The organism is Streptomyces sp. NPDC052107, assembly GCF_040680215.1.
In the GTDB taxonomy this organism is placed as follows: domain Bacteria; phylum Actinomycetota; class Actinomycetes; order Streptomycetales; family Streptomycetaceae; genus Streptomyces.
Map to the genome: position 1 here is coordinate 199,187 of NZ_JBFAWG010000002.1, position 24,346 is coordinate 223,532.

General features: G+C 69.1%; 23 protein-coding genes. 22 read left to right on the forward strand and 1 reads right to left on the reverse strand.

Translation table 11 applies throughout. The features are described from left to right. Positions 1 to 453: 453 nt before the first annotated feature. The 6 genes from arc (at position 454) to prcA (ending at position 6,583) form a co-directional block, all read left to right on the forward strand. On the forward strand, positions 454 to 2,220 hold the full coding sequence (gene arc, locus AB0M27_RS02800) for a proteasome ATPase (RefSeq protein ID WP_365717205.1): 1,767 nt from the start codon (positions 454 to 456) through the stop codon (positions 2,218 to 2,220). 232 nt (positions 2,221 to 2,452) lie between these two features. Beyond that, on the forward strand, positions 2,453 to 3,964 hold the full coding sequence (gene dop / locus AB0M27_RS02805; RefSeq protein ID WP_365717207.1) for a depupylase/deamidase Dop: 1,512 nt from the start codon (positions 2,453 to 2,455) through the stop codon (positions 3,962 to 3,964). Positions 3,965 to 4,135: 171 nt separating this feature from the next. After that, positions 4,136 to 4,354, forward strand: a complete 219-nt coding sequence (locus tag AB0M27_RS02810; protein WP_023551933.1) for a ubiquitin-like protein Pup — start codon at positions 4,136 to 4,138, stop codon at positions 4,352 to 4,354. A 32-nt stretch (positions 4,355 to 4,386) separates the two neighbouring features. Then, entirely contained in the window at positions 4,387 to 4,971 is a 585-nt protein-coding gene (locus AB0M27_RS02815) for an endonuclease VII domain-containing protein (RefSeq protein WP_365717209.1), read from the forward strand. Further along, on the forward strand, positions 4,923 to 5,768 hold the full coding sequence (gene prcB / locus AB0M27_RS02820; protein WP_365717211.1) for a proteasome subunit beta: 846 nt from the start codon (positions 4,923 to 4,925) through the stop codon (positions 5,766 to 5,768). The genes AB0M27_RS02815 and prcB overlap by 49 nt, the downstream gene beginning before the upstream one ends. Before the next feature lie 62 nt (positions 5,769 to 5,830). Further along, positions 5,831 to 6,583, forward strand: coding sequence for a proteasome subunit alpha (prcA, locus tag AB0M27_RS02825; protein ID WP_365717213.1), 753 nt, complete (start codon positions 5,831 to 5,833; stop codon positions 6,581 to 6,583). A gap of 82 nt (positions 6,584 to 6,665) precedes the next feature. On the opposite strand, the gene AB0M27_RS02830 is transcribed toward prcA, so the two are convergent. After that, entirely contained in the window at positions 6,666 to 7,682 is a 1,017-nt protein-coding gene (locus tag AB0M27_RS02830) for a LacI family DNA-binding transcriptional regulator (RefSeq protein WP_365717215.1), read from the reverse strand. 94 nt (positions 7,683 to 7,776) lie between these two features. Between AB0M27_RS02830 and AB0M27_RS02835 the strand changes: the two genes are divergently transcribed. The 16 genes from AB0M27_RS02835 to AB0M27_RS02910 all read left to right on the forward strand — a co-directional run bounded on the left by AB0M27_RS02835 (position 7,777) and on the right by AB0M27_RS02910 (position 24,319). Continuing rightward, positions 7,777 to 9,036: an MFS transporter gene (locus tag AB0M27_RS02835; protein ID WP_365717217.1), complete on the forward strand. Its 1,260-nt coding sequence runs from the start codon at positions 7,777 to 7,779 to the stop codon at positions 9,034 to 9,036. Positions 9,037 to 9,045: 9 nt separating this feature from the next. Beyond that, positions 9,046 to 10,407 carry a Pup--protein ligase gene (gene pafA / locus AB0M27_RS02840; protein WP_365717219.1) on the forward strand — a complete coding sequence of 454 codons (1,362 nt, stop codon included), beginning with the start codon at positions 9,046 to 9,048 and terminating at the stop codon, positions 10,405 to 10,407. 143 nt (positions 10,408 to 10,550) lie between these two features. Further along, positions 10,551 to 11,555, forward strand: a complete 1,005-nt coding sequence (locus AB0M27_RS02845) for an FKBP-type peptidyl-prolyl cis-trans isomerase (protein WP_365717221.1) — start codon at positions 10,551 to 10,553, stop codon at positions 11,553 to 11,555. A gap of 111 nt (positions 11,556 to 11,666) precedes the next feature. Further along, positions 11,667 to 12,038, forward strand: a complete 372-nt coding sequence (locus tag AB0M27_RS02850) for an FKBP-type peptidyl-prolyl cis-trans isomerase (protein ID WP_351804217.1) — start codon at positions 11,667 to 11,669, stop codon at positions 12,036 to 12,038. 182 nt (positions 12,039 to 12,220) lie between these two features. Continuing rightward, on the forward strand, positions 12,221 to 13,198 hold the full coding sequence (locus AB0M27_RS02855) for a WYL domain-containing protein (protein ID WP_365717223.1): 978 nt from the start codon (positions 12,221 to 12,223) through the stop codon (positions 13,196 to 13,198). A gap of 13 nt (positions 13,199 to 13,211) precedes the next feature. After that, entirely contained in the window at positions 13,212 to 14,216 is a 1,005-nt protein-coding gene (locus tag AB0M27_RS02860) for a WYL domain-containing protein (protein WP_365717225.1), read from the forward strand. A gap of 192 nt (positions 14,217 to 14,408) precedes the next feature. Further along, positions 14,409 to 14,669: a hypothetical protein gene (locus tag AB0M27_RS02865; RefSeq protein WP_365717519.1), complete on the forward strand. Its 261-nt coding sequence runs from the start codon at positions 14,409 to 14,411 to the stop codon at positions 14,667 to 14,669. A 10-nt stretch (positions 14,670 to 14,679) separates the two neighbouring features. Continuing rightward, positions 14,680 to 14,874: a hypothetical protein gene (locus AB0M27_RS02870; RefSeq protein ID WP_356311310.1), complete on the forward strand. Its 195-nt coding sequence runs from the start codon at positions 14,680 to 14,682 to the stop codon at positions 14,872 to 14,874. 240 nt (positions 14,875 to 15,114) lie between these two features. Beyond that, positions 15,115 to 15,399, forward strand: coding sequence for a Sec-independent protein translocase subunit TatA (gene tatA / locus AB0M27_RS02875; protein ID WP_365717227.1), 285 nt, complete (start codon positions 15,115 to 15,117; stop codon positions 15,397 to 15,399). Positions 15,400 to 15,446: 47 nt separating this feature from the next. Beyond that, entirely contained in the window at positions 15,447 to 16,391 is a 945-nt protein-coding gene (tatC, locus tag AB0M27_RS02880; protein ID WP_365717228.1) for a twin-arginine translocase subunit TatC, read from the forward strand. Between the two features lie 86 nt (positions 16,392 to 16,477). Then, a complete protein-coding gene (locus tag AB0M27_RS02885) occupies positions 16,478 to 19,330 on the forward strand; it encodes a DEAD/DEAH box helicase (protein ID WP_365717230.1) in 2,853 nt (950 codons plus the stop codon). 360 nt (positions 19,331 to 19,690) lie between these two features. After that, positions 19,691 to 21,358 carry an ATP-binding protein gene (locus tag AB0M27_RS02890; protein ID WP_365717232.1) on the forward strand — a complete coding sequence of 556 codons (1,668 nt, stop codon included), beginning with the start codon at positions 19,691 to 19,693 and terminating at the stop codon, positions 21,356 to 21,358. Next, positions 21,355 to 21,759 (forward strand): roadblock/LC7 domain-containing protein, encoded by a 405-nt coding sequence (locus AB0M27_RS02895; protein ID WP_365591815.1) that lies wholly within the window; start codon positions 21,355 to 21,357, stop codon positions 21,757 to 21,759. Before AB0M27_RS02890 ends, AB0M27_RS02895 begins: the two co-directional genes overlap by 4 nt. Next, positions 21,756 to 22,178 carry a DUF742 domain-containing protein gene (locus tag AB0M27_RS02900; protein WP_365717234.1) on the forward strand — a complete coding sequence of 141 codons (423 nt, stop codon included), beginning with the start codon at positions 21,756 to 21,758 and terminating at the stop codon, positions 22,176 to 22,178. Before AB0M27_RS02895 ends, AB0M27_RS02900 begins: the two co-directional genes overlap by 4 nt. Continuing rightward, complete coding sequence (locus AB0M27_RS02905) at positions 22,159 to 22,779, forward strand: ATP/GTP-binding protein (RefSeq protein ID WP_365717236.1); 621 nt, start codon at positions 22,159 to 22,161, stop codon at positions 22,777 to 22,779. The genes AB0M27_RS02900 and AB0M27_RS02905 overlap by 20 nt, the downstream gene beginning before the upstream one ends. Before the next feature lie 46 nt (positions 22,780 to 22,825). Then, positions 22,826 to 24,319: a cytochrome P450 gene (locus tag AB0M27_RS02910; RefSeq protein WP_365717237.1), complete on the forward strand. Its 1,494-nt coding sequence runs from the start codon at positions 22,826 to 22,828 to the stop codon at positions 24,317 to 24,319. Positions 24,320 to 24,346: the final 27 nt, after the last annotated feature.

Consider the following 24,346-nt stretch of genomic DNA (forward strand, 5'->3'; position numbering starts at 1 on the left):
TTGAACACCCCCGACCCTACCTCCGCCCGCAATCCGGCCACGTCCCACCGGCACCGGGTTTCCACCCCCGCCCCCTCGGGTACCAGCGCTCGATCAGGACAGAGACGCCCCCGGCCACGGCACCCACCACTTCAAGCCAGGCCGACCGTGACCCCCTCCGCCCGAACCGTCGCTCTGCGTGATGAAACACGCGAGCGCCCTGTGTGTTGCCCACCTCCGGGCCCACCCGCCCGGAGTGGACAACTCCGGCCGCTCCTGAAGGGTTTTGACCACGCGATGCCCGGAACAAGCTGCTTCCCTATCACGTTGAGTGGGTATCCCCTCCGTGCGAGGGAGAGCGCAACGGGTGACCGACGACACACCTTGACAGTCTCTGTGATCTAGGGGTTTCAATCGACACCCACCCAGGTAGGGTCTGGAAGCGTCCAGCTCCCCTTGGAGGAGGTGAGGACCGTGGCAGCCCACGACGACGACATGAACCGCGGCATCCGCCCGGGACGAGGGTCCGACGACCCCGCCGGGCAGATCGCCTACCTTGAGCAGGAGATCGCCGTCCTGCGACGTAAGCTCGCCGACTCTCCGCGACACACGAGGATTCTCGAAGAGCGGATCGTCGAGCTGCAGACCAACCTGGCCGGCGTGTCCGCCCAGAACGAACGGCTGGCCAACACCCTCCGCGAGGCCCGCGACCAGATCGTGGCCCTCAAGGAAGAGGTCGACCGGCTCGCCCAGCCGCCCGCCGGCTTCGGCGTCTTCCTGCAGGCCAACGAGGACGGCACCGCCGACATCTTCACCGGCGGCCGCAAACTCCGGGTGAACGTCAGCCCGAGCGTCGACCTCGACGACATGCGGCGTGGCCAGGAAGTCATGCTCAACGAAGCGCTCAACGTGGTCGAAGCCATGGAGTTCGAGCGCGTCGGCGACATCGTCACCCTCAAGGAAATCCTCGAGGACGGCGAGCGCGCCCTCGTACTCGGACACACCGACGAGGAACGGGTCGTACGGCTCGCCGAACCACTGCTCGGCATCACCATCCGCGCCGGCGACGCCCTCCTGCTCGAACCCCGCTCCGGCTACGTCTACGAAGTCGTCCCCAAGAGCGAGGTCGAAGAACTCGTCCTCGAAGAGGTCCCGGACATCGGCTACGAACAGATCGGCGGACTGGGCAACCAGATCGAGGCCATCCGCGACGCGGTCGAGCTGCCCTACCTCTACCCCGACCTGTTCAAGGAGCACGAGCTGCGCCCACCCAAGGGCGTCCTGCTCTACGGCCCCCCCGGCTGCGGCAAGACACTCATCGCCAAGGCCGTCGCGAACTCACTCGCCAAGAAGGTCGCCGAGGTCACCGGCCAAGCCGCAGGCAAGAGCTTCTTCCTCAACATCAAGGGCCCCGAGCTGCTCAACAAGTACGTCGGTGAGACCGAGCGGCAGATCCGCCTCGTCTTCCAGCGTGCCCGCGAGAAGGCCAGCGAGGGCACCCCCGTGATCGTCTTCTTCGACGAGATGGAGTCCCTCTTCCGCACCAGGGGCTCCGGCGTCAGCTCGGACGTGGAGAACACCATCGTCCCCCAGCTGCTCGCCGAGATCGACGGCGTGGAAGGCCTGCAGAACGTGGTCGTCATCGGCGCCTCCAACCGCGAGGACATGATCGACCCCGCCATCTTGCGCCCCGGCCGCCTCGACGTGAAGATCAAGATCGAGCGGCCCGACGCCGAAGCCGCCAAGGACATCTTCGGCAAGTACCTCACCGAGCGCCTCCCGCTGCACGCCGACGACCTCAGCGAGCACGGCGGCAGCAAGGAGACCACCGTCCAGAGCATGATCCAGACGGCGGTCGAGCAGATGTACGCCGAATCCGAGGAAAACCGCTTCCTGGAAGTCACCTACGCCAACGGCGACAAGGAAGTCCTCTACTTCAAGGACTTCAACTCCGGCGCCATGATCGAAAACATCGTCGGACGCGCCAAGAAAATGGCGATCAAGGACTTCCTCGAAAAGAACCAGAAGGGCCTCCGCGTCTCCCACCTCCTCCAGGCCTGCGTGGACGAGTTCAAGGAGAACGAAGACCTCCCCAACACCACCAACCCCGACGACTGGGCCCGCATCTCCGGAAAGAAGGGCGAACGGATCGTCTACATCCGTACCCTCATCACCGGAAAGCAGGGCGCGGACACCGGACGCAGCATCGACACGGTGGCGAACACCGGTCAGTACCTGTAACACCAGGGCGGCTGCGGGTGCCCTCACCGGGTACCCGCAGCCCTCGCGTTTTCAGGCCACGACCGGAGCAGCCAATGACGCAAATGATCTCCCCACCAGCGCAAAGGCGTTCTAGGCTCGTTCCTACCGCCGAATCGCGCAGTGCGGGGACGGGCACCGCACACGCACCGGAGAGCCAGCGGTACGTGAGCGGCGCCCACGACCGAGGGTGCCGCCGGGCAAGGAGGGCCGCATGACCGTACGGCGAGTAATGGGCATCGAGACGGAGTACGGGATCTCCGTCCCCGGCCACCCCAACGCCAATGCCATGCTCACCTCGTCCCAGATCGTCAACGCCTACGCGGCGGCGATGCACCGGGCCCGCAGGGCCCGCTGGGACTTCGAGGAAGAGAACCCGCTACGGGACGCACGAGGCTTCGACCTCGCCCGAGAAGCCGCCGACGCCAGCCAGCTCACCGACGAGGACATCGGCCTCGCCAACGTCATCCTCACCAACGGTGCGCGCCTCTACGTCGACCACGCCCACCCCGAATACAGCGCCCCCGAGGTCACCAACCCCCGCGACGCCGTCCTCTGGGACAAGGCCGGCGAACGCATCATGGCCGAAGCCGCCGAACGAGCCGCCCAGCTCCCCGGCGCCCAGCCCATCCACCTCTACAAGAACAACACCGACAACAAGGGCGCCAGCTACGGCACACACGAGAACTACCTGATGAAGCGGGAAACCCCCTTCTCGGACATCGTGCGCCACCTGACCCCCTTCTTCGTCTCCCGCCAGGTCTTCGCCGGCGCCGGCCGCATCGGCATCGGCCAGGACGGCCACGAACACGGCTTCCAGATCAGCCAGCGCGCCGACTACTTCGAAGTCGAGGTCGGCCTCGAGACCACGCTCAAGCGCCCCATCATCAACACGCGCGACGAACCCCACGCGGACGCGGAGAAATACCGCCGCCTCCACGTGATCATCGGCGACGCCAACCTCTCCGAGATCTCCACCTACCTCAAACTGGGCACGACCTCCCTGGTCCTGTCCATGATCGAGGACGGCTTCATCGCCGTCGACCTGGCCGTCGACCAGCCGGTACGGACATTGCACCAGGTGTCCCACGACCCGTCCCTGAAACGCCAGATCACGTTGCGCAGTGGTCGGACCCTCACAGCCGTCCAGCTCCAGATGGAGTACTACGAGCTGTCACGCAAATACGTGGAGGAGCGCTACGGCGCGGACGCCGACGACCAGACCAAGGACATCCTGACCCGCTGGGAAGACACCCTCACGCGGCTCGAGAACGACCCCATGAGCCTGGCGGGCGAACTGGACTGGGTCGCCAAGCGGGAACTCATGGAGGGCTACCGCCGCCGCGACAACCTCGACTGGGACGCCGCCCGCCTCCACCTCGTCGACCTCCAGTACGCCGACGTACGCGCCGAGAAAGGCCTCTACAACCGCCTCGCGGCCCGCGGCCGCATGAAGCGCCTCCTGGACGAGTCCGAGGTCGACAGGGCCCGCACCAAGCCGCCGGAGGACACCCGCGCCTACTTCCGCGGCCGCTGCCTGGAGCAGTACGCCGACGACGTCGCGGCGGCGAGCTGGGACTCGGTCATCTTCGACCTCCCCGGCCGCGACTCCCTCCAGCGCGTTCCAACCCTGGAACCACTACGCGGAACGCGAAATCACGTCAAGGAACTGCTGGACCGCTGCCGCACCGCAGAAGACCTGGTCAGGGTCCTGTCAGGCGGGTGAGCGGACAAGGGGGGGACTCGGTGCGGCCCGGGCGGCAGGGTGGAAATCCCGCCGCCCGGGAATCATCGAGATGGCCCCCGTACGTTGGAGAAACTGCGGGGCCGATGTCGGACCCGGCTTGTAGGGTCTGATCATCACCGATCGGCAGGCGAACTGAGCGGGGTGAGGGTTATGGCGACGAAGGACACCGGCGGCGGCCAGCAGAAGGCGACGCGCGCTACCGAAGAGGTCGAGGAGCAGGCGCAGGACGCGCAGGCTTCGGAGGACCTCAAGGAGCGGCACGAGAAGCTGAGCGATGACGTGGACTCCGTGTTGGACGAGATTGACGATGTCCTGGAGGAGAACGCAGAGGACTTCGTTCGTAGCTTCGTGCAGAAAGGCGGCCAATAGCCTTCGAATCGAAGGTGCCGGGGGAGTCTGGCTTGGAAAGCGACGAAGGCGTGAAGCGCTGCTCGCGGTGCAAGCAGCACAAGCCGCGGGCAGCGTTCGCGCGGAACAAGGCGATGCGCGACGGGCTGCAGGTCTATCGCCGTAGGTGCGCGGCGGTGTACCACCAGCAGCGGCAAGTGGCCGAAGGGCGCAACGTTCGGCCGAGTGTGGCAGTACCACCGGGCCACAAGTACTGCCGTACCTGCGGCGAGATCAAACCGCACAGCGAGTGGACGCGGAACAGTAGCGCCTCGGTCGTTCTGGCAACCCTTTGCGAGGCGATAAAGGGTCGGCAGCATCATCTCAAGCGCGACTGCGGCCTGACCGAAGCCGAGCGTGACGCGTTGATCGCCTCCCAGCGAGGCCTCTGTGCGATCTGCCCGGCTGCCCCGCCCGCACATGTGGATCACTGCCACAAGACGGGTAGGGTCCGTGGCGTACTGTGCTTCAACTGCAATTCGGCCATCGGCAAGTTGCGAGACGACCCTGACGTTGGCCGTCGTGCCGTTGCTTACCTGGAAGGAAACTTGTGGAAGCCAATACTCGTGGCACCGGGCGTCTACCAGCTGCCTTCCTGACGCCTGGGTCCTCCTCCTTCATGGACTTCCTGTCCGAGCACCAGCCCGAGATGCTGCCCGGCAACCGGCAGCTGCCGCCCACGCAGGGCGTGATCGAGGCGCCCCACGGCACCACCATCGTGGCCGTGACCTTCCGTGGGGGCGTGGTGCTGGCCGGTGACCGTCGCGCCACCATGGGCAACATCATCGCTCAGCGGGACATCGAGAAGGTGTTCCCGGCGGACGAGTACTCGGCCGTCGGCATCGCCGGCACCGCCGGTCTCGCCGTGGAGATGGTCAAGCTCTTCCAGCTGGAGCTGGAGCACTTCGAGAAGGTCGAGGGTGCGCAGCTGTCGCTGGAGGGCAAGGCGAACCGGTTGTCGACGATGATCCGGTCGAACCTGGCCATGGCGATGCAGGGTCTGGCGGTCGTGCCGCTCTTCGCGGGGTATGACCTGGACCGCGAGAAGGGGCGGATCTTCTCCTACGACGTCACGGGCGGCCGCAGCGAGGAGCACAACTTCGCGGCCACCGGCTCCGGCTCGATCTTCGCCCGGGGTGCCATGAAGAAGTTGTTCCGTGACGATCTGTCCGAGGAGCAGGCGACCACGCTGGTGGTGCAGGCCCTCTATGACGCGGCTGACGACGACTCGGCGACCGGTGGTCCCGATGTCGCCCGCCGGATCTACCCGATCATCACCGTGATCACCGAGGACGGTTTCCGCCGGCTGACGGGGGAGGAGTCCTCCGAGATCGCCCGTGCGGTGCTGCAGAAGCGCCTGGAGGAGCCGGACGGCCCGAAGGCCGCCCTGCTCTGAGTGCGGGCCCCGGTTCTTATGAAGGTGATCCAGTGACCATGACAGAAAGGGACGGATAACCGGTGTCGACGCCGTTCTATGTCTCACCTCAGCAGGCCATGGCCGACCGGGCGGAGTACGCCCGGAAGGGCATCGCCCGTGGCCGTAGCCTGGTCGTGCTGCAGTATGCCGACGGCATTGTGTTCGTCGGTGAGAACCCGTCCCGTGCGCTGCACAAGTTCAGCGAGATCTATGACCGGATCGGTTTTGCGGCCGCCGGTAAGTACAACGAGTACGAGAACCTGCGCATCGGTGGTGTCCGTTACGCCGACCTGCGGGGTTACACCTATGACCGTGATGATGTGACCGCTCGTGGTCTGGCGAACGTCTATGCCCAGACCCTCGGCACGATCTTCTCCTCGGCCGCTGAGAAGCCGTACGAGGTGGAGCTGGTGGTGGCCGAGGTGGGGGAGACCCCGGAGGGTGACCAGATCTATCGGCTGCCGCATGACGGGTCGATCGTGGACGAGCACGGCTCGGTCGCGGTGGGTGGCAATGCCGAGCAGATCAGTAGCTTCCTGGACCAGCGTCACCGTGACGGGATGTCGCTGGCGGAGGCTTTGAAGCTGGCGGTGCAGGCTCTGTCGCGCGACACCAACGGCAGCGAGCGGGAGATTCCCGCGGAGCGTCTCGAGGTGGCGGTGCTGGATCGTACGCGTCCGCAGAAGCGCAAGTTCAAGCGCATCGTGGGCCGTCAGCTGGCGCGTCTGCTGGCGGCGGACGGTGCGGCCACCGAGGCGGAGAGTTCCGTGGAGGAGGACTCCGAGGAGGAGTGATCCGTCGCCCTTGCCTGTTCCCGTGTGCCCCGGCCGTACTTCTGGCCGGGGCACACGGCGTTCCCGTAGGGCGGCGGGGGGGCTAGGCGGTGCGTGGCGGGGCCGTGGAGCCTCGTACGACCAGTTCGACCGGGATGTCCCCGCTCTCCGGCTCCCGGCCCTCCAGGACGGCGAGGAGGGCCTGCATGCCGCGTTCGCCGAAGAGCTCGGCGTCCAGTCGTACGGTGGTCAGTTCGGGGTCGATGGCGGTGGCGAGGCCGAGGTCGTCGACGCCGGTGACCGAGACGTCGTGGGGGATGCGCAGGCCGAGGCGGCGCAGGGCTTTGTAGGCGCCGGCGGCCAGCTTGTCGTCGTCGCAGACGACGGCGGTGGGCCGGGGGCCGGGTGTGGTGAGCGCGGCCTCGGTCGCGGTGAGGGCTCCTTCGATGGAGATCGGGGCCCGGGCCGTACGCACCTCCGTCCCCCGTACGGCGGCCATGCGTGTCGCGAGTTCACGCGCGCGTATCTCGAAGGTCCAGGAGGGCACGTCGGCGGCGAGGTGGAGGATGCGGCGGTGGCCGAGGTCCAGGAGGTGTTCGGTGACCTGGCGGATGCCGTCGGTGATGTCGAGGTTGACGGTGGCGGCGCCGAGGCTGCCTCCGGGGTCGCTGTCGAGCATGACCAGGGGCAGTTGGTCGCCGCGGATTGCGGTGAGGGCGTCGGCGGCCATGGAGGAGGCGATGACACCGTCGAGGGCGGACTGTGCGGAGGCGAAGGGGTCGCGGGCGGGGCCGATGCCTTCGGGGGAGGGGTAGAGGACGACTCCGAAGCCATTGTCGGCCGCCACGCGTGCGGCGCCGGTGTAGACGCCGGCGAAGAACTCGGTCGTGAGGGCGGGTACGACCAGCAGGACGGTGCGGGTGTGGCCGAGGCGGAGGTTGCGGGCGGCGAGGTTGGGCCGGTAGCCCAGTTCCCGGGCCGCCTCGCGGACCCGCTCGGCGACAGGTTCGGAGACTCGGCCGCGCCATTTGTCGCCCAGGACGAGTGAGACGGCGGCCTGGGAGACCCCGGCGGCCTGGGCGACGTCCCGGCTGGTCGGGCGCGTGCTGCTGCGTGCCACCGTGGGCCTGCCCTTTCGTCTGGACCTCCGAACAGCGCACATGGTACGTATGACTGGGGACGTTATACGTAAAACTTGAGGCTGGAGGGCGCACATGGCCACGGGATATCTGGAGATACTCCGGGCGCGGCACGCGCTGCGGCTGCTCACCGGCACCCTGGTGGGGCGGCTGCCGAACGCAACGGCCGCGATCGCCCTGGTGCTGTTCGTCCGTGCCGAGGGCGGTACCTACAGCCTGGCGGGTGCCCTCGCCGCCGTGTACGGCGTCGCCAACGCCGTGGGCCAGCCGGTGCTGGGCCGTCTCGTGGATCTGCACGGTCAGCCGCGTGTCCAGTTGCCGGCGGCGGTGCTCGCGGCCCTGTCCATGGCGGTCTTCGCGTTCTCCGGCACCGATCCGCTGCCGGCGGCGTACGCGGCCGTGGCGGCGGCCGGTCTGTTCGCGCCGCCGCTGGAGGGGGGCCTGCGCGCGCTGTGGCCGTCGGTGCTGCGCCGGGAGGAGCAGGTGCACACGGCGTACGCCATGGACGCGATCGCGCAGGAGATCATGTTCACGGTGGGGCCGCTGCTGGTGACGTTGTGCGTGTCCCTGTGGGACGAGCGTGCCGCCCTGCTCGTGCTGAACCTGCTGGGGGTGCTGGGTGCGCTCTCGGTGGTGGTGTCGCCGCCCTCGCGCGCGTGGCGGTCGGCGCCGCGTGAGGCGCACTGGCTGGGTGCGCTGCGTTCGCCGGGTCTGCTGGTCCTGCTCGGTTCGTTCCTGTTCGTGGGCATCGCGCTGGGCTCGATCACGGTCGCGTCGGTGTCGTACGCCGACGGTCATGGCGGTGACGCGGTGTACGGCTGGATGATGGCGGGGCTGGGCCTGGGTGCGCTGGTCGGTGGCACGGTGTACGGGGCCCGTCGGTGGGGTGGTTCGCCGGAGCGGCGACTGAGCGCGCTCGTGGCCCTTCTGGCGGTGTGTTACCTGCCTTTGATGCTGACGCCGGGTGCGCCGGCCATGGTGCTGCTCTCGGTGCTCTCCGGGGTGTTCCTCGCGCCGTGTATCGCCTGTGCGTTCATCATCGTGGACCGGCATGCGCCGAGCGGTACGGTCACCGAGGCGTTCTCCTGGCTTGTGACGACGTTCACCGTGGGTGCCTCGGTGGGTACGGGCGTGGCGGGGCCTGTGGTCCAGGCCGGTGGCACGGTGTGGGGGTTCGCCGTTCCGGGTGCGGCGGGGGCGGTGTCGTTGCTGGTGCTGCTCGCCACGGGGCGGGTCCTCGCAGCTCCCGCGCGGGGCGGGGTCGTTGCGTCTTCATCGGAAAATGATCCAAATCGTGCTGCCGAACCCCGTTTCAGCTCGGGGGATCGGGCGTAATGTTCACTCATGGACCGCCGCATTTTCGGGCTGGAGAACGAGTACGGCGTCACGTGCACGTTCAGGGGACAGCGCCGCCTGTCTCCTGACGAGGTGGCGCGGTACCTCTTCCGCCGTGTCGTGTCATGGGGCCGCAGCAGCAATGTCTTTCTGCGAAACGGCGCCCGGCTCTATCTCGACGTGGGCTCACATCCGGAATACGCGACCCCCGAATGTGACAATGTGATCGAACTGGTCACCCACGACAAGGCCGGCGAGCGCATTCTCGAAGGACTCCTGGTGGACGCGGAACGACGCCTGCACGAGGAGGGAATCGCGGGCGACGTCTACCTCTTCAAGAACAACACCGACTCGGCGGGCAACTCCTACGGCTGCCACGAGAACTATCTGGTGGCCCGGCACGGGGAGTTCTCCCGGCTCGCGGACATCCTCATCCCGTTCCTGGTCACCCGGCAGCTGCTGTGCGGCGCAGGCAAGGTGCTGCAGACCCCCCGCGGTGCCGTGTACTGCGTGAGTCAGCGCGCGGAGCACATCTGGGAGGGCGTGTCCTCGGCGACGACCCGTTCGAGGCCCATCATCAACACCCGTGACGAGCCGCACGCGGACGCCGAGCGTTACCGCCGGCTGCATGTCATCGTCGGTGACTCGAACATGTCCGAGACGACGATGCTGCTGAAGGTCGGCGCGACGGACCTGGTGCTGCGCATGATCGAGGCGGGCACGGTGATGCGTGACCTGACGCTGGAGAACCCGATCCGGGCGATCCGCGAGGTCAGCCATGACATCACGGGCCGGCGAAAGGTGCGGCTGGCCAGCGGCCGGGAGGCATCCGCGCTGGAGGTGCAGCGGGAGTACTTCGACAAGGCCGTGGACTTCTGTGACCGCCGGGGGATCCGCACCGGCACGGTCGCGCAGGTCCTGGAGCTGTGGGGCCGTACGCTGGACGCGATCGAGACCGAGGAACTGGACCGGATCGCCACCGAGATCGACTGGGTGATGAAGTACAAGCTCATCGAGCGGTACCGGGCCAAGAACAACATGACGATGTCGCATCCGCGGGTCGCTCAGATAGACCTCGCCTACCACGACATCCATCGTCGTCGTGGCCTGTACTACCTGCTGGAGAAGAAGGGTCAGGCGGCCCGGATCTGCAACGACTTGAAGATCTTCGAGGGCAAGTCGGTTCCGCCGCAGACGACTCGGGCGCGGCTGCGCGGTGACTTCATCCGGCGGGCACAGGAACAGCGCAGGGACTTCACGGTCGACTGGGTGCATCTGAAGCTCAACGACCAGGCGCAGCGCACCGTGTTGTGCAAGGACCCGTTCCGTTCGGTGGACGACCGGGTGGAGAAGTTGATCGCCGGAATGTAGTCGAAAGCGGGTGAGTCAAGCGTTTCGGGTGTGAAATGCCGGAACGCCACACGGGCGTCGTACGTTTCCCGTACGGCGCCCTTCTCGCGTCGTAGAGTTGCGCGCACGCCATCCGCAAGATCGATCGATTACGAGGCTCTTCCGTGCGCCGACGTTCACTTCTCCTCGCCGCCGTTCCCGCAGGACTGGTCACGCTCGCCGGATGCGGTGACGGCAAGTCCGGCTCCAGCAAGGCCGGTGTCTCGCCGTCGCCGTCGGTGTCGACGGTACCTCCGCCGAAGATCGTGGACGGGCCGTTGCCGGCGATCACGGCGGGCACGAAGTTCGGTGAGAAGCCGACCGTGGCCAAGGGGCCGGGTGAGCCGTCGAAGAACCTGACGGTGAAGACGGTGATCGCGGGCAGTGGTCGTACGGTCGCGGAGAACGACTTCGTCCAGGCGAACTACCTGGGTCAGATCTGGGACACGGGCAAGGTCTTCGACAACTCCTACGACCGCAAGCGTCCCCTGGTGATGCAGCTGGCCCAGGGCAGCATCATCGACGGCTGGCGGTATGGGCTGGCGGGCAGGAAGACGGGCAGCCGGGTGCTGATGGCGGTGCCGCCGACCTGGGGTTACGGCACGTCGGGCAATCCGCAGGCGGGTATCAAGGGCACGGACACGCTGGTGTTCGTCGTCGACCTGATCGATTCGTTCAACTCCAAGAGCTCGGCCAAGGGCCGGCAGGTCGCGCAGAGCGACGCCGCGCTGCCCAAGGTGGCCACGAACACCGACGGCAACGTCCCGAAGGTCACCGTCCCGAAGACGGCCCCGCCGAAGAAGCTGGTGTCGACGTACGTCCTTGAGGGCGACGGTCCGGAGGTGAAGGCGGACCAGACGGTGCTGTGCCAGTTCCAGGGGCTGGTGTGGGACAGCGGCAAGACCTTCCAGCGGACGTACGGCTCGGGCAGGCTGAGCCAGTTCGGGCTGCAGCAGATGCAGCAGGCGGTCAAGGGTCTGGCGCAGGGTCTGGTCGGCAAGAAGGTGGGCAGCCGGGTGCTGATCGTGGTGCCGCCGGAGCTGGGTTACGGCGACACTCCGCCGAGCGGTGGTGTCATCAAGAAGGGTTCGACGCTGGTGTTCACGGTGGACATCCTCGCGGCGATGTAGCCGGTGCCGTCGGTTGCGGGCGAAGGAAGCCGGTGTCCATGGCGGGCGGCGGGCCTGCGGAGATGAAAGACTGTCCGCGTTTCGTGTCGTACACACGCAGGAGCTTTTGACGTGAACATCGAGAAGCCCGAGATCGACTTCCCGGGCGGCGAGCCCCCGGCGGACCTCGAGATCAAGGACATCTGGGAGGGCGACGGGCCGGTCGCGCAGGCGGGCCAGAACGTCACCGTGCACTACGTGGGTGTCGCCTTCAGCACCGGCGAGGAGTTCGACGCCAGCTGGAACCGTGGCACTCCGTTCCGCTTCCCGCTGGGTGCGGGCCGGGTCATCGCGGGCTGGGACCAGGGTGTGCAGGGCATGAAGGTCGGCGGCCGTCGCCAGCTGACCATCCCCGCCCACCTGGCCTACGGCAACCAGAGCCCGACCCCCGCGATCAAGCCGGGCGAGACGCTGATCTTCGTGGTGGACCTGCTGGGCGTCTGATCGCTTGCGCGATCCCCTGTCGGTCCACACGGGATCCACACCTGATCGACCGGCCGTGTCCGACCGGTTCCGATCACCTGGGGCCCATGCCTGCCCGGGCATGGGCCCTCGGCTTTTGCCACCGCACCCGGGAGCGGTACGGTCATCGGTCGGAAGCACCATAGGAAAGGCGAAGGGCGTCGATGGCCATTGCCAAGGCCGAGCGGCTGATGAACCTCGCGCTGTGTCTGCTCGGCACACGGCGGCCACTCAGCAAGCGCGAGCTGCGGGATTCCATCGAGGCGTACGTCGAGGCCTCCAGGCCGGAAAAGGGCGCGGCGGGCTCCGACGACTCCTTCAACCGGATGTTCGAGCGGGACAAGGACGATCTGCGCGAGCTGGGCCTGGTCATCGCGACCGTGGAGAACCTGGACGGCGAGGTCGGTTATCTGGCCCGCCGCGACAGCAACCGGCTGCCGCCCATCACCCTGGACGCCGAGGAGGCCGCGGCGCTCGGTCTCGCCGCGAAGGTGTGGCAGCAGGCCCGCCTCGCCGGCGCGGCCAGCGGCGCCCTGCAGAAGCTGCGCGCCGCAGGGCTCCCCGAGGACGTCGACCCCTACGAGGCGCACGGCGCCCTGGAGCCGCGTATCCCGGTGCACGAGGCCGCCTTCGAGCCGCTGATGCTGGCCTGCCGGGACCGCCGCCCGGTCGTCTTCGACTACCGCAAGGCCTCCGCCGCCCGCCCCGAGCCCCGGCATGTGGAGCCGTGGGCGCTGGAGTGCTGGCGCGGGCACTGGTACCTGGCCGGTTACGACCGGGACCGGGGTGCCGAGCGCGTCTTCCGGCTGTCCCGGATCACCGGCCGGGTCCGCTCGCGCGGTACGGGCTTCACCGCTGCCGTGCCCGATGTCGTCACCGTGCGCGAGACCGTGGCGAGCTGGGCGGGCGAGATCGCCGACGGTACGGCGCTGATCCGGCTGCGTGCCGGGGCCGGTTACCCCCTTCGGGCGAAGGCCGGCCGGGTGCGGGAACTCGGCGACGGCTGGGACGAGTTGGAGATTCCGTACGGGCACGGCCTGGACGCCTGGCTGGTGGAGTTCGGGCCGGACGTGGTGGTTCTGGAGCCGGCCGAGCTGCGCGCGGACGTGGTGGACCGGCTGCGTGCCGTGGCCAAGGGCTGAGGGGAGCAGGACTGTGGCAGGCAAACCGGTCAGGCCCGTGAACGCCATCGACCAGACCCGGCGGATGCTCTCCCTGGTGACCTACCTCAGGGAGCGCCCCGGCGCCCGGATCGCGGATGTCGCGCGCGCGTTCGGCATCACCGAGGACGAGCTGGTCGCCGACCTCGATCTGCTGCCGATGTGCGGCACCAGCTTCCGCGGCGGCGATCTGCTGGACATCGACACCGACGGCGAGCGGATCTGGTGGCACAACCCGGCCGCGCTCGGCGAGGAGGCGGCCGAGCCGCTCAGGCTGGCCGCGGACGAGGCCACCGCGCTGCTGGTGGCCGCCCGGGCGGTCTCGACCCTGCCGGGCCTGCGCGAGGGCGACCGTCAGGCCCTGCTGCGGGCGACGGCCAAGGTGGAGGCCGCCGCCGGTGAGGCCGCCGGCGCCAGCGCACGGCTGTCGGTGACCTTCGAGTCCGAGGGCGGGGTCTTCGCGGACGTCGACCGGGCGATCTCCGAGCGCCGCCGGCTGTGGATCCGCTACTACTCCCCGGCCCGCGACGAGGTCACCGAGCGCGAGATCGACCCGATCCGCCTGGTCAGCGTCGGCCACACCTATGTCGAGGCCTGGTGCCGCCGCTCCGAGGCGCGGCGCACCTTCCGGCTCGACCGGGTCGCAGAGATCCGGATCCTGGACGAGCCGTCCGCGCCGCCCGAGATGGAGCTGCGCGACCTCTCCGTGGCCCTGGTGCAGCCGGCCGCCGAGGACCCGGAGGTCGTGGTCGAGGTCGGCCCGGGCGGCCGCTGGGTGGCCGAGTACTACCCGCACGACAGCGCCGATGAGCTTCCCGACGGCGGGCTGCGTATCACTCTGCGCACCCCCGATCCGGCCTCCCTGCGCCGGCTGGCACTGCGGCTCGGCGGCGACGGCCGGATCGTCTCCCCACCGGAGCTGGCCGACAGCGCCCGCAGAGCGGCCGCCGAGGCGCTGGCTGCGTATGACGCGGCGCAACCGGAGAGCGCCGGGGCGTGAGCGGGCGCTCCGAAGGGGCGCCGGGCCGTGTGTGACGTGCGGCCCCGCCGCGATGGGGGTCGTCCCGGGTTCGAGCGAAGCCGAGAACTTGGGGGGACGCGACCGGCCACGACGGCGCCGCGGACGAAGACGGCGATCGCTGGCGAACGACCAGGACAAGGAGCGAGGGCTGTGAGCGAGCGTGCGGGTGAGATGACGGTGGCGGCCGCCTTCGCCGGGATGAAGAGAGTGGTCCCCGTGGTGTTCAAGGCGGGCTGCCCGGACTGCCGGGGCCGCTTCGAGCTAGCCGCGAGCGCGCTGCGCCTCGCCATCGGGGCCACCAGCCGGACGACGTTCTACTCCTTCACCTGCCCCGAGTGCGGGGCCGCCGTCCGCAAGCCCGCCGGGGAGCGCATCGTCGAACTGCTCACCGGTGGCGGGGTCCGCACGCTGCGGCTGCACTCCACGGTCTAGTCTCGACGTCATGTTCTGGCCGATGTTCGCGGTAGCGGTGGGTTTCCTGGGTCTCGCGGTGCTGGGGGTGCTCGCCGTCCGGGTCTTCCTGGAGGCACGGCGTCTCGGGCAGCAGGTCGCGGACTCCGCGCGCCGGATCAACCGGGCGGCCGAGGACCTGGAGCGGGCTGCGGTCAGCGCGGGCCGTGCCGTGGATGCGCTGTGATACCTCCAAGACCGTGCGCTTTGGGTCACTTCGCCCTGTCATCCGACCGGCACGTCCAGGTACGCTGGCGATCGCGGCCCGGACAACGAGGCGCGGTCCGCAGAGGGAGTGGGAGTACGCACGGGGATTGTCCTACGTTCACCCCCGGGCGTTACGATCGCTGCCAGCACGATGCTCGGACACATGTCCGACCGGCCGGACACAGCCCCGCCGCCCCGCCTCAGTGAGAAGGTGAAGACTATGTTCCGCAACGCACTTGAGCCGTGGCACCTGGTGCTCCTGGTTCTGGTGATCGTCCTCGTGTTCGGCTCCAAGAAGCTTCCGGACATGGCGCGCTCGCTCGGCAAGTCCGCGCGCATCCTCAAGAGCGAGGCCAAGGCGATGAAGGACGAAGGCAAGCAGTCTTCCACCCCCGCCCAGCCCGCCGAGGAGCAGACCCCGGCTCAGCGCACGATCCAGGCGGCGCCCGGCGACGTGACCAGCTCCCGGCCGGTCAACGAGCCGACGGACACGACCCAGCGCTGACGCGAGGACCGGGGCATCCGGTCCGCTGCACGAGATGAGGATGTGGGTTGCCCAAGCCTGCCCGCAATAAGGAGAAGGATCCCGAGGGGCGGATGCCGCTCGCGGATCACTTGCGTGAGCTGCGCAACCGGCTCGCGAAGGGCGTCCTGGCGATCGTCGTCGTCGCGGTGATCTCTGCCTTCTTCTACAAGGACATCATCAACTTCATCACCCGGCCGGTGCTCGACTCGGTCGGTTGCGGGCAGACCTTCGGGCAGCTGGCCAAGAGCAAGAACGCCCACTGCGCGCACATCACGGTCAGTGGTTTGCTGGGGCCGTTCACTCTCGCCCTGAAGACCGCGCTGACGGCCGGCGTCGTGCTGGCGGCGCCGGTCTGGCTCTACCAGCTGTGGGCGTTCGTCGCACCGGGCCTGCACCGGCACGAGAAGAAGTACGCCTACGCGTTCGTCGGTCTCGGTTTCCCGCTCTTCCTGGTCGGCGGCTACCTCGCCTACCACGTGCTGCCCGTGACGGCGAAGTTCCTGGTCGACCTCACGCCGAGCGGTACGGAGAACCTGCTTCCGCTGGACGAGCTCCTCGACCTGGTCACGCGCATGGTGGTCGTGTTCGGCCTCGCCTTCGAGATGCCGTTGCTGCTGGTGATGCTCAACCTCACCGGCATCCTGTCCGGCCGGCGGATGCTCGGTTGGTGGCGCGGCATGATCGTCGGCATCGCCGCCTTCGCGGCCGTGGCCACGCCCAGCCCCGACCCGGGCACGATGCTGGCGCTGGCGGCGCCGATCTGGGCGCTGTTCTTCATCGCCGTGGCCTTCTCGCTGCTCAACGACCGCCGCCGGGCCCGACGCGAGGCGGCGGGTCCCGCCGACGACGAGGCCTCCGAGCTGGACCTCACCCCCGAGGACATCGGCGAGATCGAGCCCGTCGCGGCCAGCCGGGCCCTGCCCGAGCAGGCGGGCACGGACCGGGTCAACGGCTACGACGACGTGACCTGAGCCCGCCCCTCACCGCACCACGCCGGATGCCCCCGCCCTGATGGACGGGGGCATCCGGCTTTGTCGATCAGCCCACGTTCCGGATAATGATCGTCCTGTTGTCAGTGGGGCCCGGTACGCTCGAAAGCACGATGACAGAGGACCTCTCTCCGGCCGAGCGGTACGCGGCAGCCCGCAGGCGGGCAGCCGAGCAGGCCACCGCGCTCGCGTCCTTCCGCGAGATGTACGACTTCGGCCTCGACCCCTTCCAGATCGAGGCCTGCCAGGCACTCGAGACGGGAAAGGGCGTACTGGTGGCCGCCCCCACCGGCTCGGGCAAGACGATCGTGGGCGAGTTCGCCGTCCACCTCGCCCTGCAGCAGGGCAAGAAGTGCTTCTACACGACACCCATCAAGGCGCTGTCGAACCAGAAGTACGCCGACCTGTGCCGCCGCTACGGCACCGGCAAGGTCGGCCTGCTCACCGGCGACAACAGCGTGAACTCCGAGGCCCCGGTGGTCGTGATGACCACCGAGGTCCTGCGGAACATGCTCTACGCCGGCTCCCAGACCCTCCTCGGCCTCGGCTATGTGGTCATGGACGAGGTGCACTACCTCTCCGACCGCTTCCGCGGCGCTGTCTGGGAAGAGGTGATCATCCACCTCCCCGAGTCGGTGACGCTGGTGTCACTGTCCGCGACCGTGTCCAACGCCGAGGAGTTCGGTGACTGGCTGGACACCGTCCGCGGCGACACCGAGGTGATCGTCTCCGAGCACCGGCCCGTGCCGCTGTTCCAGCACGTCCTCGCCGGACGGAGGATGTACGACCTGTTCGAGGAGGGCGAGGGCCACAAGAAGGCCGTCAACCCCGACCTCGCCCGCCTCGCCCGCATGGAGGCGACCCGGCCGTCGTACCAGGACCGCAGACGCGGCCGCGCGATGCGCGAGGCCGACCGGGAGCGCGAGCGCAGACAGCGCTCGCGCGTGTGGACACCGGGCCGGCCCGAGGTCATCGAGCGCCTGGACTCCGAGGGCCTGCTCCCGGCCATCACGTTCATCTTCAGCCGCGCCGCCTGCGAGGCCGCCGTCCAGCAGTGCCTGTACGCGGGCCTGAGGCTGAACGACGAGGAGGCGCGGGAACAGGTCCGCGCCCTGGTCGAGGAGCGCACCGCGCACATCGCGCCGGAGGATCTGCACGTCCTCGGCTACTACGAGTGGCTGGAGGGCCTGGAGCGCGGCATCGCCGCCCACCACGCGGGCATGCTGCCGACCTTCAAGGAGGTCGTCGAGGAGCTGTTCGTACGCGGCCTGGTCAAGGCGGTGTTCGCCACCGAGACCCTCGCGCTCGGCATCAACATGCCCGCCCGCTCGGTGGTGCTGGAGAAGCTCGTCAAGTGGAACGGCGAGCAGCACGCCGACATCACGCCGGGCGAGTACACCCAGCTGACCGGCCGGGCCGGCCGCCGGGGCATCGACATCGAGGGCCACGCGGTCGTGCTCTGGCAGCGCGGAATGAGCCCCGAGCACCTCGCCGGTCTCGCGGGCACCCGCACGTACCCGCTGCGCTCCAGCTTCAAGCCGTCGTACAACATGGCGGTCAACCTGGTCGAGCAGTTCGGCCGGCACCGCAGCCGCGAGCTGCTGGAGACCTCCTTCGCGCAGTTCCAGGCCGACAAGTCGGTCGTCGGGATCTCCCGCCAGGTGCAGCGCAACGAGGAGGGCCTGGCCGGCTACAAGGCCTCCATGACCTGCCACCTCGGCGACTTCGAGGAGTACGCGCGGCTGCGCCGCGAGCTGAAGGACCGGGAGACCGAGCTGGCCCGGCAGGGCGCCAACCAGCGGCGTGCCGAGGCCGCCAGCGCCCTGGAGAGGCTCAAGCCGGGCGACGTCATCCACGTCCCCACGGGCAAGTACGCCGGTCTGGCCCTGGTGCTGGACCCCGGTCTGCCCGCCGGCCGCTCCAACGGCCACCGCGGCTTTGACCACCTCGACGGTCCGCGCCCGCTGGTGCTGACCGCCGAACGGCAGGTCAAGCGGCTGGCGTCGATGGACTTCCCGGTGCCGGTCGAGCCCCTGGACCGGATGCGGATCCCGAAGTCCTTCAACCCGCGCTCGCCGCAGTCCCGCAGGGACCTCGCCTCCGCGCTGCGCACCAAGGCCGGGCACATCCCGCCGGAGCGGGCCCGCAAGAAGCGCTCGCAGGCCGCCGACGACCGCGAGATCGCCCGGCTGCGGACCGCGATCCGCGCGCATCCCTGCCACGGCTGCAACGACCGTGAGGACCACGCCCGTTGGGCCGAGCGCTACCACCGGCTGCTGCGCGACACCTCGCAGCTGGAGCGCCGCATCGAGGGCCGGACGAACACCATCGCGCGGACCTTCGACCGGATCGTGGCCCTGCTGACCGAGCTGGACTACCTGCGCGGCAACGAGGTCACCGAGCACGGCAAGCGCCTGGCCCGGCTGTACGGCGAACTCGACCTGCTGGCCAGCGAATGCCTGCGCGAGCAGGTCTGGGAGGGGCTCAGCCCGGCCGAACTCGCCGCCTGCGTCTCGGCGTTGGTGTACGAGGCCCGGGTCGGCGACGACGCGATGGCGCCCAAGGTGCCCTCCGGCAAGGCCAAGGCCGCGCTCGGTGAGATGGTCCGGATCTGGGGCCGGCTGGACGGTCTGGAGGAGGAGTTCCGGATCAACCAGACCGAGGGCGTCGGGCAGCGCGAGCCGGAGCTCGGCTTCGCCTGGGCCGCGTACATGTGGGCCTCGGGCAAGGGGCTGGACGAGGTGCTGCGCGAGGCGGACATGCCCGCGGGGGACTTCGTGCGCTGGTGCAAGCAGGTCATCGACGTTCTGGGCCAGATCTCGGCGGCGGCTCCCGTGGAGGGGTCGACCGTGACGAAGGCGGCGCGCAAGGCCGTCGACCAGTTGCTGCGGGGAGTTGTCGCCTACTCCTCGGTGGGGTGACCACCGCTTCCACCGTCAGGGTGATCCGTCCCCGACGGCGGCCCGGAGGTCAGGGGTCGTACGAGCCGTTCACCTGTCACGGTGAGCGGCTTTCGTACGTTCGTACGCCATCACCCAGTGTGTGCGAACGAATGCCCACCGTGTAAATGGAGCCGAGCGTACTCCGGTCGTACGGGCGATTTCAGGTGCTTGCCGAATATGACACGGCGATGATCCGCTCGGACTAAGCTCGCCCGCGGCGCACCGAGTTGAGGCGAATTCGTGCGCCTGTTCCCAAACATGAGACAAATCCCGACAGTTCCATGAACCTTCCCTCGAAAGCTCCCCCGACACCCAGCCGATTCATCCCAGAAGGCATCCATGGTGAGTGTTCAGAAGCCTCCCGGTGGCCGTGAACGTCCTTACGCACGCGTGCTGTTGCCGCCGGCCATAGTGATGGTCGCCGCGGCCGGTGCGGCCGTCGCCCTGGGGCCGGCGTCGGCCCGGATCGCCGTCGGCGTGGTCGGGGCCGTGGCCCTGCTGCTGGTCCTCGTCACCGGCGCGGAGGCCGCCCGCCGCGGCCGCAGGCTCCGCGAGGAACAGGCCGAGCACGCCCGTCACACCGCGTACCTGGAGCACCGGCTCGCCGCCCACGACGATCTGATCGGGCGCTTCGCGTCCGACGTCATCCCCCACGGCCATCTGCGGCTGCGGGCCGGAGAACCGCTGCGGGACGTGATGGTCAACGGCTACGACGTCGACCCCGAACTGCGCAGCCTGCCCGACTCCTACCGCGAGTTGTTCCGCGCCGCGATGCGCGGAGCCGAGCGCGAGATCAACATGCGCGACGCCACCGAGCAGTCCTTCGTGAGCATCGCCCGCCGCGTCCAGGCCATCGTCCACCAGCAGTCCAACGAACTGCGGGAGATGGAGGAGGACCACGGCCGCAACCCCGAGGTCTTCGACGACCTGCTGCGCGTCGACCACGGCACCTCACTGATCGGCCGGCTCGCCGACACCATCTCCGTCCTCGGCGGCGGCCGTCCCGGCCGCCAGTGGCCGCTGCCGGTCTCCCTCTACAGCACGCTGCGCGGCGCCATGTCGCGCATCCTGGAGTACCGCCGCATCCAGCTGAACTCCATCGTCAACATCAACATCAAGGGCACCTCCGTCGAGCCGGTCATCCACGCCGCCGCCGAGCTCTTCGACAACGCCACCCGCTACTCGCCGCCCACGGCCAAGGTGCACGTCACCGCCACCGAGGTGCAGACCGGAATCGCCATCGAGATCGAGGACGCCGGCGTGAGCCTCAGCGAGGAGTCCCGCGCCCGCATCGAGAAGATGATCGAGGACGCCAAGAACCTCGACGACGCCCACAACCTCGGTGACAACCCGCGCCTCGGCCTCGCCGTCGTCGGCCGCCTGTGCAAGATGTTCGACATGGAGGTCTCGCTGCGGGCCTCCGCCTACGGCGGTTGCCGCGCGATCCTCGTCGTACCGCGTGTGATGACGACCACCGAGCCCGGTGTCGGCGCCGCCCACGGCATCGGCGCCACCGGTACGCCGATCCCCGCGCTCGGCGCGGTCGAGGGCCCCAAGCGCCCGCCGAAGCGGCGCCGCCCCACCAGCCCCAAGATCCCGGCCGGGATCTCCATGGAGGACGACGTCCCGGTGGTCACCGAGTGGACGGCGGGCGGCCTGCCGCAGCGCCGTAGCCGGATGAAGACCCCGATCAGTCAGCGCTTCGCCGAGAAGGCCGAGGTCGAGCAGGCCGAGCGCGAGGGCAGGCCCACCATCTGGTCGCAGCCCAAGCCCGACCGGGAGCCCGAGATGGACCCCGAGCGCAGGAAGCTCATGGAGCGGCCGCTCGGTCAGGGGATCGAGGACTTCTGGAACGGCCTGCGCAAGGGCATGCCCGAGGGCGCCACCGGGCCCGAACTGACCGACTTCACGAGGCACCCGGAAAAGTACGTGCACCTGCTCAACGACTATGCGGACGAGCCCGTCGAGGGCACCACCGAGGCCGACGACGAGGGGGACCCCAAGTGATCCAGCAGCGAGGCAACATCGACTGGATGCTCAAGCAGCTCAACGACGGCGTGCCGGGCATCGAGATGATCGTGGTCCTCTCCGCGGACGGACTGCGCATTGCCCGCTACGGCGGCGACCCCGACGCCGCCGACCGCGTGGCCGCCGCCTGCGCGGGCGTGCAGAGCCTGGCCGGCGCCATCATCAAGGAGCTCCCCGGCGCCGGCGACATGCAGGTCGTCGTCTTCGAGATCGACGGCGGCTACTTCTACCTCATGAACGCCGGCGACAACGCCTACCTCGCCGTCCTCGCCGACGTGACCTGCGAGCCGGGCCGGATGAGCGGCATGATGCGCGACCTCGTCGTCCGGATCGGCGCCCACCTCACCAGTCCGCCCCGGCGGAACGGGCAGAGCGTATGACTCCTCCACGACGCAAACGGCGCGAGCCGAAGCCCCCGCCGCCTCCACGACCGCAGCCACCGGCGCCCGAGCCGGCCGACGGAGAGGCCGAGCCCAAGAACCCCGAACGGCTGTACACCGTCGCCGGATCCGAGGACGGCGCACGCGCCGACCTCGACCTCGTGACGTTGATCGTGGCGCGCGACGCGCCCCAGATGGCCGCCTCACCGGAGCAGGCCGCGGTCATGCGGCTCTGCGCCAACCCCCTGTCCGTGGCCGAACTCTCGGCCTATCTGAACCTGCCGTTCAGCGCGATGACCGTCCTGCTCACCGAGCTGATCACGGCCGAACTGGTGCAGGTGCGCGCCCCTGTCGTCCGTCGGGCGCTCCCGGACCGTTCACTCCTCGAAGCGGTGATGCATGGACTTCAACGGCTCTGACACCATCCCCGGACCACGCACCGAGGACCATCTGCCGCACACGGCCGAGACCGCGGTGAAGATCGTGATCGTGGGTGGCTTCGGTGTCGGCAAGACGACCATGGTCGGTTCCGTCAGCGACATCAGACCGCTGACCACTGAGGAGACCATGACCCAGGCCGGCATCGGCGTGGACGACAACTACGGTTCCGAGTCCAAGACGGCCACCACCGTGGCCATGGACTTCGGCCGCATCAGCATCACCGACAAGCTGGTGCTCTACCTCTTCGGCACCCCCGGCCAGGAGCGCTTCTGGTTCCTGTGGAACGGGCTGTTCGAGGGCGCGCTCGGCGCGGTCGTCCTCGTCGACACCCGGCGTCTGGAGGTCAGCTTCGACGTCATGGGCCGGCTGGAGGAGCGCGGCGTGCCCTTCGTCGTCGCCATCAACTCCTTCCCGGACGCGCCCCGTTACCCGATCGAGGAACTGCGCACCGCGCTCGACCTGACCCCGGAGATCCCGATCATCGACTGCGACGTACGCCGCCGGGCCTCCAGCAAGGAGGTGCTGATGACCCTGATGCGCTTCCTGCACTCGATCGCCCTCTCCCGCGCCCTCACCTGATCCCCGGCCGACCGACCCCCACACCCTTTCGTTCCGGAGCGACACCGTGACGTCTGAATCCCCGTCCCTGACCGACACAGACCCCACCCCCGGACCGCCCCCGGGCTGCCCCGCGCACCGCCTGGGCCCCGGCGGGCTGCACCGGCTCTACGGCCCTGACGCGGAGGACCTGGGCGCCCTCTACGAGCGGCTGCGGGAGCAGCACGGCCCCGTGGCACCCGTGCTGCTGCACGACGACGTACCGATGTGGGTGGTCCTCGGGCACGCCGAGAACCAGCACCTGGTGCGCAGCCCCTCCGTGTACACCCGGGACAGCCGGATCTGGACCCCGCTGGTGGAGGGCATGGTCAAGCCCGACCACCCGCTGATGCCGCACATCGCCTGGCAGCCGATCTGCTCGCACGCCGAGGGCGACGAGCACCAGCGGTTGCGCGCCGCGGTCACCGCGGCCATGGCCACCATCGACCATCGCACCGTGCGCCGCCACATCGGCCGCCACACCCAGGGCCTGGTCAACAGCTTCTGCGAACGCGGCCGGGCCGACCTGGTCTCCCAGTTCGCCGAGCATCTGCCGATGGCCGTCATGTGCGAGATCCTCGGCATGCCCGAGGAGTACAACGACCGGATGGTGCAGGCCGCCCGGGACGCCCTCAAGGGCACGGAGACCGCCATCCAGAGCCATGCCTACGTCATGGACGCGCTCAGCCGGCTCACCACCCGGCGCCGCGTCCGGCCCCAGGAGGACTTCACCAGTCACCTCGTCACCCACCCGGCCGGACTCAGCGACGACGAGGTCCGCGAACATCTGCGGCTCGTCCTCTTCGCGGCCTACGAGGCCACCGCGAACCTCCTCGCCAACGCGCTGCGCATGGTCCTCACCGAGCCGGGCTTCCGCGCCCAGCTCAACGGCGGCCAGATGACCGTGCCGGAGGCGATCGAGCAGTCGCTGTGGGACGAGCCGCCGTTCAGCACCGTCTTGGGCTACTACGCCAAGCAGGACACCGAGCTGGGCGGGCAGCGGATTCGCAAGGGCGACGGCCTGCTCTTCGCGCCCGCGCCGGGCAACCTCGACCCGCGCATCCGCCCCGACCTGTCCGCGAGCATGCAGGGCAACCGCTCCCACCTCGCCTTCGGCGGCGGCCCGCACGAGTGCCCCGGCCAGGACATCGGCCGCGCCATCGCCGACGTCGGCGTCGACGCGCTGCTGATCCGGCTGTCCGACATCCAACTCGACTGTGCCGAGGAGGAGTTGCGCTGGCGTGCGTCCATCGCCTCCCGGCACCTGGTGTCCCTTCCGGTGCGCTTCGAGCCGAAGCCGCAGCAGGACGTCAACCTCCTGCCGAGGCCCATGCCGGTCCCGCCGCAGCGCAGCTGGCAGTCCGGCACCCCGGGCTCCGACCGGCCCGCGGGCGTCGAGCCCCGCCCCGCCCCGCCCCGTCCCGTGGTGCCCGGGCCTTACCCCACGGCTCCGGCTCCGGAACCGGTGGCACGCCGGCAGAACATCTGGCGGCGGCTGCTGAATTGGTGGCGGGGCGAGTAACCGGGCCGTCGGGTAAGCCCGCCGAGC

Coding starts and splice junctions, on each gene's coding strand:
- AB0M27_RS02810 (WP_023551933.1), top strand. CDS start 4,136: ATGGCGACGAAGGACACCGGCGGCGGCCAGCAGAAGGCGACGCGCGCT.
- dop (WP_365717207.1), top strand. CDS start 2,453: ATGACCGTACGGCGAGTAATGGGCATCGAGACGGAGTACGGGATCTCC.
- AB0M27_RS02905 (WP_365717236.1), top strand. CDS start 22,159: ATGGACTTCAACGGCTCTGACACCATCCCCGGACCACGCACCGAGGAC.
- AB0M27_RS02865 (WP_365717519.1), top strand. CDS start 14,409: ATGACGGTGGCGGCCGCCTTCGCCGGGATGAAGAGAGTGGTCCCCGTG.
- AB0M27_RS02890 (WP_365717232.1), top strand. CDS start 19,691: ATGGTGAGTGTTCAGAAGCCTCCCGGTGGCCGTGAACGTCCTTACGCA.
- AB0M27_RS02835 (WP_365717217.1), top strand. CDS start 7,777: ATGGCCACGGGATATCTGGAGATACTCCGGGCGCGGCACGCGCTGCGG.
- AB0M27_RS02870 (WP_356311310.1), top strand. CDS start 14,680: ATGTTCTGGCCGATGTTCGCGGTAGCGGTGGGTTTCCTGGGTCTCGCG.
- AB0M27_RS02900 (WP_365717234.1), top strand. CDS start 21,756: ATGACTCCTCCACGACGCAAACGGCGCGAGCCGAAGCCCCCGCCGCCT.
- AB0M27_RS02855 (WP_365717223.1), top strand. CDS start 12,221: ATGGCCATTGCCAAGGCCGAGCGGCTGATGAACCTCGCGCTGTGTCTG.
- AB0M27_RS02885 (WP_365717230.1), top strand. CDS start 16,478: ATGATCGTCCTGTTGTCAGTGGGGCCCGGTACGCTCGAAAGCACGATG.
- tatA (WP_365717227.1), top strand. CDS start 15,115: ATGTTCCGCAACGCACTTGAGCCGTGGCACCTGGTGCTCCTGGTTCTG.
- pafA (WP_365717219.1), top strand. CDS start 9,046: ATGGACCGCCGCATTTTCGGGCTGGAGAACGAGTACGGCGTCACGTGC.